At 61.2% G+C, this 14893-nt stretch carries 17 protein-coding genes; 15 read left to right on the top strand and 2 right to left on the bottom strand.

Going from position 1 to position 14893, the window contains the following annotated elements; all coding sequences use genetic code 11:
- Positions 1 to 83: 83 nt before the first annotated feature.
- The 13 genes from ACT9T4_RS20805 to yczE all read left to right on the top strand — a co-directional run bounded on the left by ACT9T4_RS20805 (position 84) and on the right by yczE (position 12124).
- Positions 84 to 476, top strand: a complete 393-nt coding sequence (locus ACT9T4_RS20805; RefSeq protein ID WP_042556072.1) for a F0F1 ATP synthase subunit I — start codon at positions 84 to 86, stop codon at positions 474 to 476.
- 31 nt (positions 477 to 507) lie between these two features.
- Positions 508 to 1377, top strand: a complete 870-nt coding sequence (atpB, locus tag ACT9T4_RS20800) for a F0F1 ATP synthase subunit A (protein WP_042556073.1) — start codon at positions 508 to 510, stop codon at positions 1375 to 1377.
- A 163-nt stretch (positions 1378 to 1540) separates the two neighbouring features.
- Positions 1541 to 1798 carry a F0F1 ATP synthase subunit C gene (atpE, locus tag ACT9T4_RS20795; protein ID WP_003097235.1) on the top strand — a complete coding sequence of 86 codons (258 nt, stop codon included), beginning with the start codon at positions 1541 to 1543 and terminating at the stop codon, positions 1796 to 1798.
- 57 nt (positions 1799 to 1855) lie between these two features.
- Positions 1856 to 2326, top strand: coding sequence for a F0F1 ATP synthase subunit B (locus tag ACT9T4_RS20790; protein WP_070882403.1), 471 nt, complete (start codon positions 1856 to 1858; stop codon positions 2324 to 2326).
- 14 nt (positions 2327 to 2340) lie between these two features.
- Entirely contained in the window at positions 2341 to 2877 is a 537-nt protein-coding gene (locus ACT9T4_RS20785) for a F0F1 ATP synthase subunit delta (protein WP_042556075.1), read from the top strand.
- Positions 2878 to 2898: 21 nt separating this feature from the next.
- Positions 2899 to 4443, top strand: coding sequence for a F0F1 ATP synthase subunit alpha (atpA, locus tag ACT9T4_RS20780; RefSeq protein ID WP_179539429.1), 1545 nt, complete (start codon positions 2899 to 2901; stop codon positions 4441 to 4443).
- Between the two features lie 50 nt (positions 4444 to 4493).
- Positions 4494 to 5354 (top strand): F0F1 ATP synthase subunit gamma, encoded by an 861-nt coding sequence (gene atpG, locus ACT9T4_RS20775; protein WP_042556077.1) that lies wholly within the window; start codon positions 4494 to 4496, stop codon positions 5352 to 5354.
- A gap of 27 nt (positions 5355 to 5381) precedes the next feature.
- Positions 5382 to 6758 (top strand): F0F1 ATP synthase subunit beta, encoded by a 1377-nt coding sequence (gene atpD / locus ACT9T4_RS20770; protein WP_073263617.1) that lies wholly within the window; start codon positions 5382 to 5384, stop codon positions 6756 to 6758.
- A 42-nt stretch (positions 6759 to 6800) separates the two neighbouring features.
- Positions 6801 to 7229, top strand: a complete 429-nt coding sequence (locus ACT9T4_RS20765) for a F0F1 ATP synthase subunit epsilon (protein ID WP_042554474.1) — start codon at positions 6801 to 6803, stop codon at positions 7227 to 7229.
- 118 nt (positions 7230 to 7347) lie between these two features.
- Positions 7348 to 8712: a bifunctional UDP-N-acetylglucosamine diphosphorylase/glucosamine-1-phosphate N-acetyltransferase GlmU gene (gene glmU, locus ACT9T4_RS20760; protein ID WP_499118744.1), complete on the top strand. Its 1365-nt coding sequence runs from the start codon at positions 7348 to 7350 to the stop codon at positions 8710 to 8712.
- Between the two features lie 136 nt (positions 8713 to 8848).
- Positions 8849 to 9622: a DeoR/GlpR family DNA-binding transcription regulator gene (locus ACT9T4_RS20755; RefSeq protein WP_499118742.1), complete on the top strand. Its 774-nt coding sequence runs from the start codon at positions 8849 to 8851 to the stop codon at positions 9620 to 9622.
- Positions 9623 to 9632: 10 nt separating this feature from the next.
- Positions 9633 to 11471 (top strand): glutamine--fructose-6-phosphate transaminase (isomerizing), encoded by a 1839-nt coding sequence (glmS, locus tag ACT9T4_RS20750; RefSeq protein ID WP_499118740.1) that lies wholly within the window; start codon positions 9633 to 9635, stop codon positions 11469 to 11471.
- Positions 11471 to 12124, top strand: a complete 654-nt coding sequence (yczE, locus tag ACT9T4_RS20745) for a membrane protein YczE (protein WP_042554478.1) — start codon at positions 11471 to 11473, stop codon at positions 12122 to 12124. Before glmS ends, yczE begins: the two co-directional genes overlap by 1 nt.
- A gap of 24 nt (positions 12125 to 12148) precedes the next feature.
- Here yczE and map read toward each other — a convergent pair whose 3' ends face one another.
- Together map and ACT9T4_RS20735 are read right to left on the bottom strand one after the other, a co-directional pair.
- Entirely contained in the window at positions 12149 to 12916 is a 768-nt protein-coding gene (map, locus tag ACT9T4_RS20740; protein ID WP_042554479.1) for a type I methionyl aminopeptidase, read from the bottom strand.
- Positions 12913 to 13125 (bottom strand): ParD-like family protein, encoded by a 213-nt coding sequence (locus ACT9T4_RS20735; RefSeq protein WP_179539427.1) that lies wholly within the window; start codon positions 13123 to 13125, stop codon positions 12913 to 12915. Before ACT9T4_RS20735 ends, map begins: the two co-directional genes overlap by 4 nt.
- A gap of 206 nt (positions 13126 to 13331) precedes the next feature.
- On the opposite strand from ACT9T4_RS20735, the gene ACT9T4_RS20730 reads away from it, so the two are divergent.
- Positions 13332 to 13850 carry a sigma-70 family RNA polymerase sigma factor gene (locus tag ACT9T4_RS20730; protein WP_042554481.1) on the top strand — a complete coding sequence of 173 codons (519 nt, stop codon included), beginning with the start codon at positions 13332 to 13334 and terminating at the stop codon, positions 13848 to 13850.
- Positions 13847 to 14776 (top strand): DUF4880 domain-containing protein, encoded by a 930-nt coding sequence (locus ACT9T4_RS20725; RefSeq protein WP_499118737.1) that lies wholly within the window; start codon positions 13847 to 13849, stop codon positions 14774 to 14776. Before ACT9T4_RS20730 ends, ACT9T4_RS20725 begins: the two co-directional genes overlap by 4 nt.
- Positions 14777 to 14893 lie beyond the last annotated feature (117 nt).

Here is a 14893-nt window from a genome sequence, read left to right as displayed (position 1 = left end):
GCGCGCATTTCGACGGCACAAAATGTGCCAAGTTATTGATTAGCTTGGTAACGAAGTCTGAGTACGATTTACCGGGAAAAATGATGGATATACGCACGCCAAAACGCCTGCCATTCCATCGACTGCCGGTGTTTCCTGTTCTGGTAGCTCAACTGATCGTGGCATTGGTTCTTGCCGCTGCCTGCTGGCACTGGCGGGGCTCGATCGGCGGATATTCAGGCTTGTGTGGCGGGCTGATTGCCTTGCTGCCGAATGTGTACTTCGCCCACAAGGCATTCCGGTTTTCCGGAGCGCGGGCAGCCCAGGCCATCGTTCGGTCGTTCTACGCCGGCGAAGCTGGGAAACTGGTTCTGACAGCGGTGCTTTTTGCGCTGGTGTTTGCAGGTGTGAAGCCTTTGGATGCGCTGGCGTTGTTCGGCGTGTTCCTGCTGACCCAATTGGTCAACTGGTTCGCACCCTTGCTGATGAAGAGATAACTTTTAAAGCCTTAGAGCGTTTGAGGGATTTATGGCAGCTGCAGAAACCGCTTCGGGTTATATCCAGCATCACTTGCAGAACCTGACCTATGGTCAGCATCCGGTGAATGGCTGGGGTTTCGCCCACTCCGCTGAAGAAGCCAAAGAAATGGGCTTCTGGGCATTCCACCTCGACACCCTGGGTATCTCCGTGGTGCTGGGCCTGATCTTCATTCTGCTGTTCAAGGCTGCCGCAAGCCGCGCAACCTCGGGCCAGCCTGGCGGTCTGCAGAACTTCGTCGAAGTGCTGGTCGAGTTCGTCGACGGCAGCGTCAAGGACACCTTCCACGGTCGTAACGCACTGATCGCCCCGTTGGCCCTGACCATCTTCGTCTGGATCTTCCTGATGAACCTGATGGACTTGGTGCCGGTGGACTGGATTCCAGTCGCTGCTGCCAAGATCGCCGGCGACGAGCACCTGTTCTTCCGCGCCGTTCCGACCACTGACCCGAACGCGACCCTGGGCATGGCCCTGTCGGTGTTCGCGCTGATCATTTTCTACAGCATCAAGGTCAAGGGCATCGGCGGCTTCCTCGGCGAACTGACCCTGCACCCGTTCAGCGCCAAGAACATCTTCGTGAAAATCCTGCTGATCCCGGTCAACCTCCTGCTGGAGTTCGTGACCCTGATCGCCAAGCCGATTTCCCTGGCGCTGCGTCTGTTCGGCAACCTGTATGCCGGCGAGCTGATCTTCATCCTCATCGCGGTCATGTTCGGCGGCGGCATTCTGTTGGCAGCACTGGCAGGCGTACTGCAGTGGGCCTGGGCAGTGTTCCACCTGATCATCATCACGCTGCAGGCATTCATCTTCATGATGCTGACCATCGTCTACCTGTCGATGGCGCACGAAGACAGCCATTGATGGCGTGACGCGCATCCACTGCCCTGGCGGGATGCACGGCGTTTTCGATGGATTCCAGTTTCGGCTGGATCGCCCGCAAGGGCACTGGAAGCAACGATTTTGCTTTACCGCTTTACCCTTAGAAAAACCTTAACCAATACGACGTAAAAAGTCGGGAGGAAAGATGGAAACTGTAGTTGGTCTGACCGCGATCGCTGTTGCTCTGCTGATTGGCCTGGGCGCTCTGGGTACCGCCATCGGCTTCGGCCTGCTGGGCGGCAAGTTCCTGGAAGGCGCTGCGCGTCAGCCGGAAATGGTCCCAATGCTGCAAGTGAAAATGTTCATCGTCGCCGGCCTGCTCGACGCCGTGACCATGATCGGTGTTGGTATCGCACTGTTCTTCACCTTCGCGAACCCCTTCGTTGGTCAAATCGCTGGCTAATCACTCGAATTTTCGAGCTGATTGGTGTGATGGACAACGAACGAGCGAGGTGTTGGCGTGAACATTAATGCAACCCTGATTGGTCAGTCCGTTGCCTTCTTTATCTTCGTGCTGTTCTGCATGAAGTTCGTGTGGCCTCCGGTCATTGCGGCTTTGCAAGAACGTCAGAAGAAGATTGCAGAAGGTCTGGATGCAGCCAGTCGTGCGGCTCGTGATCTGGAGTTGGCCCAAGAGAAAGCGGGTCAACAACTGCGCGAAGCCAAGACACAGGCTGCTGAGATCATTGAGCAAGCCAAGAAACGCGGTACCCAAATCGTCGATGAAGCCCGTGAACAGGCTCGTGTCGAGGCGGATCGTGTGAAGGCACAGGCTCAGGCCGAGATCGAACAGGAAATCAACAGCATCAAAGACGCGCTGCGTGCCCAAGTGGGTGCTCTGGCCGTTGGCGGTGCCGAGAAGATCCTGGGCGCATCTATCGACCAAAACGCGCATGCGGAGCTGGTTTCCAAACTGGCCGCCGAAATTTAAGCGAGGGCGCGATCATGGCAGAACTGACCACGTTGGCCCGACCTTACGCCAAGGCGGCCTTCGAATACGCCCAGGCTCACCAGCAGCTGGCCTCTTGGTCAGCCATGCTCGGCCTGGCAGCGGCGGTGTCGCAAGACGCCACCCTGCAGCGCGTGTTCAAGGCCCCGCGTTTGACGAGTACAGACAAGGCCACCACCTTCGTCGAGGTGTGTGGTGACAAGTTCGACGCCCAGGTACGCAATTTCATCCACGTTGTCGCAGAGAACGATCGTCTGGCCCTGTTGCCGGAAATCTACTCGCTGTTCGAGCTCTACAAGGCCGAACAGGAGAAGTCGATCGACGTGGATGTCACCAGTGCCTTCGCATTGAGCGATGAACAGCAAGACAAACTCGCCAAGGTTCTCAGTGCACGGCTCGGCCGGGAAGTGCGCCTGCATGCTGCGGAGGATGCCGCCTTGATTGGTGGTGTCGTAATCCGCGCCGGCGACCTGGTTATCGATGGCTCAGTTCGCGGCAAAATCGCGAAGCTGGCCGAAGCATTGAAATCTTGAGTTTGAAGGGGCAGCAGAGCTATGCAGCAACTCAATCCTTCCGAAATTAGTGAAATCATCAAGGGACGTATCGAGAAACTCGACGTCTCTTCCCAAGCCCGTAACGAAGGCACTGTCGTCAGCGTGTCTGACGGTATCGTGCGCATTCACGGTCTCGCCGACGTCATGTACGGCGAAATGATCGAGTTCCCGGGCAGCGTCTACGGTATGGCACTGAACCTGGAGCAAGACTCCGTAGGTGCCGTAATCCTGGGTGCGTACACCACCCTGGCCGAAGGCATGAGCGCCAAGTGCACGGGCCGCATCCTGGAAGTTCCGGTTGGTCCGGAACTGCTGGGCCGCGTTGTCGACGCACTGGGCAACCCGATCGATGGCAAAGGCCCGATCAATGCTCAAGCCACCGACGCCGTCGAGAAAGTCGCACCTGGCGTAATCTGGCGTAAGTCGGTCGACCAGCCGGTGCAGACCGGTTACAAGTCGGTCGATGCCATGATCCCGGTAGGCCGTGGCCAGCGTGAGCTGATCATCGGTGACCGTCAGATCGGCAAGACTGCTCTGGCCGTCGACGCCATCATCAACCAGAAGAAAAGCGGCATCTTCTGCGTCTACGTAGCCATCGGTCAGAAGCAATCGACCATCGCCAACGTGGTTCGCAAACTGGAAGAGTCCGGTGCTCTGGCCAACACCATCGTGGTGGCTGCCTCGGCTTCCGAATCCGCTGCGCTGCAGTTCCTGGCTCCTTACGCCGGCTGCACCATGGGCGAATACTTCCGTGACCGCGGTGAAGATGCCCTGATCGTGTACGACGACCTCTCCAAGCAGGCCGTTGCTTACCGTCAGATCTCCCTGCTGCTGCGCCGTCCGCCAGGCCGTGAAGCCTACCCGGGCGACGTGTTCTATCTCCACAGCCGTCTGCTGGAGCGTGCATCGCGCGTTTCCGAAGAGTACGTCGAGAAGTTCACCAATGGCGCCGTGACTGGCAAGACCGGTTCCCTGACCGCTCTGCCGATCATCGAAACCCAGGCTGGCGACGTTTCCGCGTTCGTTCCGACCAACGTGATTTCGATCACCGACGGTCAGATCTTCCTGGAATCGGCCATGTTCAACTCGGGTATCCGTCCGGCCGTCAACGCCGGTATCTCGGTATCCCGTGTGGGTGGTGCTGCGCAGACCAAGATCATCAAGAAGCTCTCCGGTGGTATCCGTACCGCTCTGGCTCAGTACCGTGAACTGGCGGCATTCGCCCAGTTCGCTTCTGACCTGGACGAAGCCACCCGCAAGCAGCTTGAGCACGGCCAGCGCGTTACCGAGCTGATGAAGCAGAAGCAATACGCTCCGATGTCCATCGCGGACATGGCGCTGTCGCTGTATGCCGCAGAGCGTGGTTTCCTGACCGACATCGAAGTCGCCAAGATCATCAGCTTCGAGCAGGCTCTGATCGCCTTCTTCAACCGTGATTACGCCGCTCTGATGGCGAAGATCAACGAGAAGGGTGACTTCAATGACGACATCGATGGCCAGCTGAAAGCCGGTATCGAGAAGTTCAAAGCCACCCAAACCTGGTAAGCCGCAGCGGGCGCCCAACGGCGCCCGCCTGCTAACCCGATAGGTGTGAAATGGCAGGCGCAAAAGAGATTCGCAGCAAGATTGCGAGCATCAAAAGCACGCAGAAGATCACCAGCGCCATGGAAAAGGTGGCGGTCAGCAAGATGCGCAAGGCACAACAGCGCATGGCAGCTAGCCGTCCCTACGCGGAGCGTATCCGCCAGGTAATTGGTCATTTGGCCAACGCCAACCCGGAATACCGTCATCCCTTCATGATCGAACGCGAAGTAAAGCGCGTCGGTTACGTGGTGGTGAGTTCGGACCGTGGTCTGTGCGGTGGCTTGAATACCAACCTGTTCAAGGCCCTGGTCAAGGACATGTCGGCAAACCGCGAGCGCGGCGTGGAGATCGATCTCTGCGTGGTTGGCAGCAAGGGCGCGGCATTCTTCCGCAACTTTGGTGGCAACGTCGTCGCTGCGATCAGCCACCTCGGCGAAGAGCCGTCGATCAATGATCTGATCGGCAGCGTCAAGGTGATGCTCGATGCTTACCTGGAAGGGCGCATCGACCGTTTGTCCGTGGTTTCCAACAAGTTCATCAATACCATGACCCAGAAGCCGACCGTGGAGCAGTTGATTCCACTGGTGGCCGATCCGGATCAGGAACTGAAGCACCACTGGGACTACCTGTACGAACCCGACGCCAAGCAACTGCTTGACGGGCTGATGGTGCGCTACGTGGAGTCGCAGGTGTATCAGGCAGTGGTCGAGAACAACGCAGCCGAACAGGCCGCGCGGATGATTGCGATGAAGAATGCCACCGACAACGCTGGCGACATCATCAAAGACCTGCAGTTGGTTTACAACAAGGCACGTCAGGCAGCGATCACCCAGGAAATTTCGGAAATCGTCGGCGGCGCTGCCGCGGTTTAACGGTTCAAATATTCAGAGGAACCAAAGATGAGTAGCGGACGTATCGTTCAAATCATCGGCGCCGTCATCGACGTGGAATTCCCGCGTGACAAGGTGCCGAGTGTTTATGAAGCGCTGAAAGTAGTCGGCGCCGAAACCACTCTGGAAGTTCAGCAGCAGCTGGGCGACGGCGTGGTGCGTACCATTGCGATGGGTTCGACCGAAGGCCTGAAACGTGGCCTGGACGTCGACAGCACTGGCGCAGGCATCCAGGTACCGGTCGGGGTGAAAACCCTGGGCCGTATCATGGACGTACTGGGCAACCCGATCGACGAAGCTGGCCCGATTGGCGAAGAAGAGCGTTGGGGCATTCACCGTCCTGCGCCGACCTACGCCGAGCAAGCTGGCTCCAACGAGCTGCTGGAAACCGGCATCAAGGTCATCGACCTGGTCTGCCCGTTCGCCAAGGGCGGTAAAGTCGGTCTGTTCGGTGGTGCCGGTGTCGGCAAGACCGTGAACATGATGGAACTGATCCGTAACATCGCCATCGAGCACAGCGGTTATTCCGTGTTCGCCGGTGTGGGTGAGCGTACTCGTGAGGGTAACGACTTCTACCACGAGATGAAGGACTCCAACGTTCTCGACAAGGTAGCCCTGGTCTACGGTCAGATGAACGAGCCACCAGGCAACCGTCTGCGCGTAGCACTGACCGGCCTGACCATGGCCGAGAAGTTCCGTGACGAAGGCCGTGATGTTCTGTTCTTCGTGGACAACATCTACCGCTACACCCTGGCCGGTACCGAAGTATCCGCACTGCTCGGCCGTATGCCGTCTGCAGTAGGTTATCAGCCGACCCTGGCTGAAGAGATGGGTGTTCTGCAAGAGCGCATCACGTCGACCAAGACCGGTTCGATCACCTCGATCCAGGCCGTATACGTCCCTGCGGACGACTTGACCGACCCGAGCCCGGCGACCACCTTCGCCCACTTGGACGCCACCGTCGTACTGTCCCGTGACATCGCTTCCTTGGGTATCTACCCAGCGGTCGATCCACTCGACTCGACTTCGCGCCAGCTGGACCCGAACGTGATCGGCCAGGAGCACTACGACACCGCTCGCGGCGTTCAGTACGTGCTGCAGCGCTACAAAGAGCTGAAGGACATCATCGCGATCCTCGGCATGGACGAACTGTCGGAAGAAGACAAGCAGCTGGTATCCCGTGCTCGTAAGATCCAGCGCTTCCTGTCCCAGCCGTTCTTCGTGGCCGAAGTCTTCACCGGTTCGCCAGGCAAGTACGTTTCCCTGAAGGACACCATCGCTGGTTTCAGCGGCATCCTCAAAGGTGAGTACGATCACCTGCCGGAGCAGGCGTTCTACATGGTCGGCGGCATCGAAGAAGCCATCGAGAAAGCGAAAAAACTGTAATCACCCGTGCGCCCGGCAACGGGCGCTTACGTGAGGCTAGATATGGCTATGACAGTCCATTGCGACATCGTCAGCGCAGAAGGCGAGATCTTCTCCGGTCTGGTCGAAATGGTGATCGCCCACGGCAACCTGGGTGATCTGGGGATTTCCCCGGGCCACGCACCGCTGATCACCGACCTCAAGCCGGGCCCGATTCGTCTGGTCAAGCAGGGTGGCGAAACCGAGGTGTTCTACATCTCCGGTGGCTTCCTCGAAGTGCAGCCGAGCATGGTCAAGGTACTTGCCGATACCGTGCAACGTGCTGCCGACCTGGACGAAGCCTCTGCTCAGGAAGCCGTCAAGGCTGCCGAGAAAGCGCTGAGCGAGCAGGGTGCCGAGTTCGACTACGGTTCTGCCGCTACGCGTCTGGCCGAGGCCGCAGCCCAGCTGCGCACCGTCCAGCAACTGCGCAAGAAGTTCGGCGGTAGCTGATACCTGCGGGCTTCATCGTTGCTTGGTAAAAGGGTAGCCTTGGCTACCCTTTTGCTTTTCTATCGTTTTTGTTTCGCAGCCGACCCGTGCGGCTGCGATTGCCAAGGAACCGCTCGCCATGTCCCTCGATATCGTCATCCTCGCCGCCGGCCAAGGCACCCGCATGCGCTCCGCTCTGCCCAAGGTTCTGCACCCGGTGGCCCACAAGCCCATGCTCGCCCACGTCGTCGACACCGCCCGCAGCCTGCAACCTCAGAGCATTCAGGTGGTGATCGGGCATGGCGCCGAGAAGGTGCGTGAGCAGCTGGCAGCGGACGACCTGAATTTCGTCATCCAGGCCGAGCAGCTCGGTACCGGCCACGCAGTGGCTCAGGCGCTGCCGCAGCTCAGTGCCGATACCGTATTGATCCTCTACGGTGACGTGCCGCTGATCGAGACCGCGACCCTGCAGCGCCTGCTGGCTCTGGTCAATGACGACCAGCTTGGCCTGCTCACCGTCGAGCTCGCCGATCCGACCGGCTACGGCCGCATCGTGCGCGACGATCAGGGCGTGGTGCAGGCCATCGTCGAGCACAAGGATGCCAGCGCAGCGCAGCGGCAGATCCGTGAAGGCAATACCGGCATTCTCGCGGTGCCGGGCAAGCGCCTGGCCGACTGGCTGGGGCGGCTGTCGAACAGCAATGCCCAGGGCGAGTACTACCTGACCGACGTGATCGCCATGGCAGTGGCCGACGGCCTGGTGGTAGCCACCGAACGGGCCGCCGACGAGATGGAAGTGCTCGGTGCCAACGACCGCATCCAGCTCTCGCAGCTGGAGTGTCATTACCAGCAGCGCATCGCCCGCCGCCTGATGGCGCAGGGCGTCACCCTGCGTGACCCGCATCGTTTCGATGTGCGCGGCGATGTCAGCGTGGGCCGCGATGTGACCATCGACATCAACGTGATCCTCGAAGGCCGGGTAGTCATCGAAGATGACGTGCAGATCGGCCCCAACTGCGTGATCAAGGACAGCACCCTGCGCAAGGGCGCCATCGTCAAGGCCAACAGCCATCTGGAAGGTGCCGAAGTGGGTGAGGGTGCCGATTGCGGCCCGTTCGCCCGTCTGCGCCCGGGCAGCGTGCTGGGTGCCAAGGCCCATGTGGGTAACTTCGTGGAACTGAAGAATGCCGTGCTGGGGGAGGGCGTGAAGGCGGGTCACCTGACGTACCTGGGTGACACGGTCATTGGTGCGCGCACCAACATTGGCGCTGGCACCATCACCGTCAACTATGACGGCGCCAACAAGCATCAGACTGTGATCGGAGAGGATGTATTCATCGGCTCCAACAACGCGCTGATTGCACCTGTGGATATCGGTGATGGCTCCAACACCGCCGCCGGCTCGACCATTACCAACGACGTGCCACCCAGGAACCTGGCTGTGGCCCGTGGCCGCCAGCGCAATATCGAAGGCTGGCAGCGCCCGACCAAAAAGCAGAAGTAAGCTCCTTCTGTGGATAACTTGATCTTCCGGCTGCAGTCCGGGACGAGTCAGCTTATCCACAGGGCTTGAGCGTCTTGACAGAGAAGCTTCGTTAGGTTTTGATTCGCTCCATTATCTTTCGAATCGAAACTTAAGCATGTCGAAGCGCAACACACCGCAGCGCCGCCACACCATTCTCACCTTGCTCGCCGAGCAGGGTGAGGTGAGCGTGGATGCCTTGGCCAAGCGTTTCGCGACGTCCGAAGTGACCATCCGCAAGGACCTCGCCGCTCTGGAAACCAACGGCCTGCTGCTACGCCGCTATGGCGGTGCCGTGCCGTTGCCCCAGGAACTGATCGTCGAGAGCAGTCAGCCGATTTCCCGCTACAAGCAGGCCATCGCCCGTGCCGGCGTGGCGCGGATTCGCGAGCATGCGCGGATCATCATCGACAGCGGTACCACCACGGCGGCGATGATTCCCGAACTGGGCCACAAGCCCGGCCTGGTGGTCATGACCAATTCACTGAGCGTGGCCAACGCCCTGAGCGACATCGAGCACGAGCCGGTGCTGTTGATGACCGGCGGAACCTGGGATCCGCACTCGGACTCCTTCCAGGGGCAGGTCGCCGAGCAGGTGCTGCGCTCCTATGATTTCGACCAGTTGTTCATCGGTGCCGACGGCATCGATCTGCAGCGCGGTACCACCACCTTCAACGAATTGCTGGGTCTTTCACGGGTGATGGCCGAGGTGGCCCGTGAAGTGATCGTGATGGTCGAGAGCGACAAGATCGGCCGCCGCATTCCCAACCTCGAGCTGCCCTGGAGCAGCGTGCACACCCTGATTACCGACGAGCGTCTCGCTGATGAGGCGCGTGAACAACTCTTGGCCCGCGGGATCCAGTTGATCTGCGCGGTAGCTGACGCTTCCTGAGGAGAACGCTATGTGTGGCATCGTAGGCGCCATCGCCGAACGTAACATCACCGCTGTGCTGGTCGAGGGCCTCAAGCGCCTCGAGTACCGTGGCTACGACAGCGCCGGTGTGGCACTGGTCGATGATCTGGGCGCCTTGCAGCGTCGTCGTCGCGTTGGCAAGGTCAGCGAACTGGAAAGCGCGCTGAGCAGCGAGCCGCTGCCAGGCCGTCTGGGTATCGCCCACACCCGCTGGGCTACCCACGGCGTGCCGACCGAGCACAATGCCCACCCGCATTTCTCCGGTGATCAGCTGGCCGTCGTGCACAACGGCATCATCGAAAACCACGGTCCGCTGCGCGAGCGCCTGCAGGGCCTGGGTTATACCTTCAGCTCCGATACCGATACCGAAGTCATCGTGCACCTGCTCGATCACACCCTGAAATCGCAGAGCGACCTCGCTGACGCCCTGAAGGCGGTGGTCAAGCAGCTTCAGGGTGCTTACGGTCTGGCCGTGATCAGCGCCGCTCGCCCTGATCGTCTGCTCGCTGCGCGCAGTGGCAGCCCGCTGGTCGTTGGCCTGGGCCTGGGTGAGAATTTCCTCGCCTCCGACCAGCTCGCCCTGCGTCAGGTCACCGATCGCTTCATGTATCTCGAAGAAGGCGACATCGCCGAGATCCAGCGCGACAGCGTGCAGATCTGGGATACCAACGGCACTGTCGTGCAGCGTGAAGTGGTGCAGTACCACGAAGGCGCCGATGCGGCCGACAAGGGCGCGTTCCGCCACTTCATGCTCAAGGAAATCCACGAACAGCCCACCGTCGTGCAGCGTACGCTGGAAGGCCGTCTGGGCAGCGATCATGTCCTGGTGCAGGCTTTCGGCCCTCAGGCTGCCGAACTGTTCGCCAAGGTGCGCAACGTGCAGATCGTCGCCTGCGGCACCAGCTACCATGCCGGCATGGTCGCCCGTTACTGGCTCGAAGGGCTGGCGGGCATTCCCTGCCAGGTCGAAGTGGCCAGCGAGTTCCGTTATCGCCGCGTGGCGGTGCAGCCGGACACCCTGTTCGTCAGCATCTCCCAGTCCGGCGAGACGGCCGACACCCTGGCCGCCCTGCGCAACGCCAAGGCCGATGGCGGCTACCTGGCCAGCCTGGCCATCTGCAACGTCGGCATCAGCTCGCTGGTGCGTGAATCCGACCTGACCCTGCTGACCCACGCCGGCCCCGAGATCGGCGTCGCCTCGACCAAGGCCTTCACCACTCAACTGGTCGGCCTGATGCTGCTGACCCTGGCCGTCGGCCAGGTCAAGGGCTCCCTGCAAGCCGGTGTGGCTGCCGAACTCGTCGAAGAGCTGCGTCGCCTGCCGGCCCGCCTGGACGAAGCGCTGGCCATGGACAAGATCGTCGAGAAGGTCTCCGAGCTGTTCGCCGAGAAGCACCACACCCTGTTCCTGGGGCGCGGCGCTCAGTACCCGGTGGCGATGGAGGGCGCGCTCAAACTCAAGGAGATCTCCTACATCCACGCCGAAGCCTACCCGGCCGGTGAGCTGAAACATGGCCCCCTGGCCCTGGTGGATGCGGACATGCCGGTGGTCACCGTCGCACCGAACAACGAGTTGCTCGACAAGCTCAAGTCCAACCTGCAGGTGGTACGCGCCCGTGGCGGCGAGCTGCTGGTGTTCGCCGACGAGCAGGCCGGCATGAGCAATGGCGAGGGCACCCACGTGGTGAACATGCCGCACATCCACGACGCCCTGGCGCCGATCCTCTACACCCTGCCGCTGCAGTTGCTGTCCTACCACGTGGCCGTGCTGCGCGGCACCGACGTCGACCAGCCGCGTAACTTGGCCAAAAGCGTAACGGTGGAGTAATGGGCAACAGAGCTACGCTCGCCCAGCTTGGCCCAATCGAGCAGTTGCGCGCAGGCAAGCTGATGCGCCGCCTCGTGCAACTGATGGTCGGCCTGACCTTCTTCGGAATTTCCATGGCGCTGATGATTCGCGGCAATCTCGGCCTGTCGCCATGGGATTCGCTGCATGTCGGCCTGGCCAAACTGCTGCCTGTCAGTTTTGGCTGGATCGTGGTTGGTGTTTCGTTCCTGGTGCTGCTGTTGTGGATCCCACTGCGGGAGATACCTGGCATCGGTACCATTGCCAACGCAGTGGTCATTGGCGTTGTGGCTGACATCAGCTTGCGATTACTGGCTGCACCGGACGCGTTCGTCTGGCGCCTGCTGTTCACCATTGGCGGGGTACTGCTGTGCGGGCTGGGTTCGGCCCTTTACATCGGTGCCCAGCTCGGTCGTGGCCCGCGGGACGGGCTGATGACCGGGCTCAACCGGGTCACCGGCTACTCGCTGCGTTCCATGCGCACCGCCATAGAATTGAGCGTGCTCCTGGTGGGGTTCCTGCTCGCCGGTTCGACTGTCCTGGGCGTAGGCACCCTGTTGTTCGCGTTGGGCATCGGGCCGCTGACACAGTTGATGCTGCCCTGGGTGATGATCACGCTCGAGACGGCTGGATAACAACAGCAGGGCTGTGCTCGAGCGTCAGTGTTGCGGCGTCTCGTCTGGCCTTAGCGTGAGCACCTGTACACCATCTCTAGTGACCGCCACCGTGTGTTCGAACTGCGCCGACAGGGCGCCGTCGCGGGTCACCACCGTCCAGCCGTCGCGCAGGGTGCGTACGCCAGGCTGGCCCTGATTGATCATCGGCTCGATGGTAAAGGTCATTCCTTCGCGCAGCGTCAGGCCAGTCTTCGCCTTGCCCCAGTGCAGCACTTCCGGTGCCTCATGCATTTCCTTGCCGATACCGTGGCCGCAATACTCGCGAACCACCGAGTAGCCGTGGGCCCGGGCGTGCTTTTCTATGGCGTGACCGATATCGCCCAGGCGGCCGCCGGGGCGCACGGCTCCGATGCCTTTCCACATCGCCTCATAGGTCACTGCGGCGAGTTGCCGGGCCTGTGGAGAAACCTCGCCAATCAGGTAGGTCTTGCTGGAGTCGGCGATGTAGCCGTTCTTCTCCAGGGTGATGTCGAAGTTCACCAGGTCACCGCTTTGCAAAATCTCGCCGGCGCTGGGCACGCCGTGGCACACCACCTCGTTGCGGGAGGCATTCAGCGCATAGGCATAACCGTACTGCCCCTTGCTGGCAGGGCGGGCCTGGAGCTGCTGGACGATAAAGTTATCCACAAGGTCGTTGACCTGCAGGGTCGACATGCCCTGCAGGCTGAGCCCATCGAGATGGCTGAATACCGATGCCAGCAGCCTGCCGGATTCCGCCATCAGGGCGATCTCTTCCGGCTTCTTGATCATACCGCTGCCTCTACACGGCGCGGGGGGACTACACCGGCAGCGCGCATTTCCTCGGCGATCACCTCGTTGAAGCTCAGGTTCGGGTTCATCTCGCACAGCATGCCGATGCGGATCCAGAAGCTGGCCTGGGCGTTGATCGAGCGACACGACACGCTGCTGGCCTTGCGAATCTGGTCGTGCAGTTCATCTTCGATATTGACGATGCCCATGGTAGCTCCTGATATACGAAATATATATGAATCATATATCAGCACTTGCATTTCTGTCATCACAGGGTGCAGGTGATGCCATTTATCGACCCTGCCCGTCGGCTGAACCACGTCAGTGGTTGTAATAAGAACGATTCGCGAATAATGTTCGCGGTCGCCAGCTTATCCACGCTGTTCTTCGCGCTTGTCGGCCTCGGAGGGCGTCCATGTCGCTACCTGAAACGGATTCCATCGTTCCGCTCGATGTGCTCTACGGCACGCACCACGGCTGGCTGAATGGCTGGCTGCGGCGTTCGCTCGGCTGTTCGCAGCAGGCGGCGGATCTGGCTCAGGACACCTTCGTGCGGCTGCTGATGCGTAACAAGCCGATCAGCGATCGTGCACCGCGTGCCTTGCTGGTTCGTATCGCCCGCGGCCTGGTGATCGATCACTGGCGCCGTGACGCGCTGGAGCGTGCCTACCTCGACGCATTGGCACAGTTGCCCGAAGCCAGTCACCCGTCGCCGGACGTACGCCACGAGGCGCTGGAGTGCCTGGAGCGAATCGCCTGCTTGCTCGACGGCCTCAAGCCAGCCATACGCGAGGCCTTCCTGCTCTATCAGCTCGGCGGCCTGACCCATCAGCAGATTGCCGAGCAACTGGGTATTTCCAGCCGTACCGTCGAGCGGCATGTGGCGAGTGCGCTGTTGCACTGTTACCGCGGCTGCTTCGAGGCAGCGCTGTGAGTGCAGCCGCGGAGCGTTTGCCGGAGGCCATCGTTTGCGCGGCCATCGAGTGGCAGATGCGTCTGCGCGACGATAGCGCCGGTGCCCATGTGCCGGAGCAGTTACAGGACTGGCTGGAGCGCGATGCGCGTCATCGACTGGCCTGGCAGCGCCTGCAGCAGATGGGTGGTCTTTTCCAGGCCAGTCAGTTGCCGGATGCCGCACAAACCATCCCCGTGTTGCGCCGCGCCGAAGCCGATCTGGGCCGGCGACGCACACTGAAGTTGCTCGGTTTCGGCCTCGTGGCGGGCGGCACCACGCTGGTGGTGACGCAGACCTCGCCCACCTGGCGGGCCGACTTCGCCACTGCGACGGGTGAGCGCCGCCGCATCAGCCTGGATGCGGCTGCCGAGGTGATGCTCAACACCGGCAGCGCCCTGGATGTCGAGGGGCATCAGGTGATCCTGCGTGCTGGTGAGGCGCTGGTGGAGGGCGCGCAGTGGCAGGCACGCTGCCGTTTCGCCACCTGCCAGGGCCGCAACGCCAGCGTGCTGCTGCGCGAGCATGACGATTACAGCGAGATCCGCGTTCAGCGTGGCGAAGCGCTGGTGTCCACTGCAGCCGGCCAATTGCGGCTACGGGGCGGCGAGGGGATCGGTGTGTCGGCAGTCGGCACGACCACCCTCGGCAAGGGGCCTATCGATCCTTTCGCCTGGGCACGTGGCCTGCTGGTGGTCAGCGACATTCGCCTGGCCGACTTCCTGGCCGAAGCAGGGCGTTATCGCAAGGGCTGGCTGGGCTGCGATGCCGCCGTTGCCGACCTGCGCCTTTCCGGGGTTTTCCGCCTGGACGAGCCGGAGGTGATGGTGAGCAACATCACCCACCTGCTGCCGGTGAGGATCGTCGAGCGTACGCGCTGGTGGGTACGGGTGATGCCGTTGGCCTGAGGCGGGCGTTCGATGTGGTGGGCTGAAGCCCACCCTACGTCTGCGATGCCGCCGTTGCCGACCTGCGCCTTTCCGGGGTTTTCCGCCTGGACGAGCCGGAGGTGATGGTGAGCAACA

The organism is Pseudomonas sp. SZ40 (genome assembly GCF_052958135.1).
Note: the sequence above shows the minus strand (reverse complement) of the source record. Positions and strands in the feature narration are given on the sequence as shown.

Bases quoted from the DNA above. Each gene is read 5' to 3' on its own strand.
- ACT9T4_RS20805 (WP_042556072.1), top strand. From the start codon at position 84: ATGGATATACGCACGCCAAAACGCCTGCCATTCCATCGACTGCCGGTG.
- atpB (WP_042556073.1), top strand. From the start codon at position 508: ATGGCAGCTGCAGAAACCGCTTCGGGTTATATCCAGCATCACTTGCAG.
- atpE (WP_003097235.1), top strand. From the start codon at position 1,541: ATGGAAACTGTAGTTGGTCTGACCGCGATCGCTGTTGCTCTGCTGATT.
- ACT9T4_RS20785 (WP_042556075.1), top strand. From the start codon at position 2,341: ATGGCAGAACTGACCACGTTGGCCCGACCTTACGCCAAGGCGGCCTTC.
- atpA (WP_179539429.1), top strand. From the start codon at position 2,899: ATGCAGCAACTCAATCCTTCCGAAATTAGTGAAATCATCAAGGGACGT.
- atpG (WP_042556077.1), top strand. From the start codon at position 4,494: ATGGCAGGCGCAAAAGAGATTCGCAGCAAGATTGCGAGCATCAAAAGC.
- atpD (WP_073263617.1), top strand. From the start codon at position 5,382: ATGAGTAGCGGACGTATCGTTCAAATCATCGGCGCCGTCATCGACGTG.
- ACT9T4_RS20765 (WP_042554474.1), top strand. From the start codon at position 6,801: ATGGCTATGACAGTCCATTGCGACATCGTCAGCGCAGAAGGCGAGATC.
- glmU (WP_499118744.1), top strand. From the start codon at position 7,348: ATGTCCCTCGATATCGTCATCCTCGCCGCCGGCCAAGGCACCCGCATG.
- ACT9T4_RS20755 (WP_499118742.1), top strand. From the start codon at position 8,849: ATGTCGAAGCGCAACACACCGCAGCGCCGCCACACCATTCTCACCTTG.
- glmS (WP_499118740.1), top strand. From the start codon at position 9,633: ATGTGTGGCATCGTAGGCGCCATCGCCGAACGTAACATCACCGCTGTG.
- yczE (WP_042554478.1), top strand. From the start codon at position 11,471: ATGGGCAACAGAGCTACGCTCGCCCAGCTTGGCCCAATCGAGCAGTTG.
- map (WP_042554479.1), bottom strand. From the start codon at position 12,916: ATGATCAAGAAGCCGGAAGAGATCGCCCTGATGGCGGAATCCGGCAGG.
- ACT9T4_RS20735 (WP_179539427.1), bottom strand. From the start codon at position 13,125: ATGGGCATCGTCAATATCGAAGATGAACTGCACGACCAGATTCGCAAG.
- ACT9T4_RS20730 (WP_042554481.1), top strand. From the start codon at position 13,332: ATGTCGCTACCTGAAACGGATTCCATCGTTCCGCTCGATGTGCTCTAC.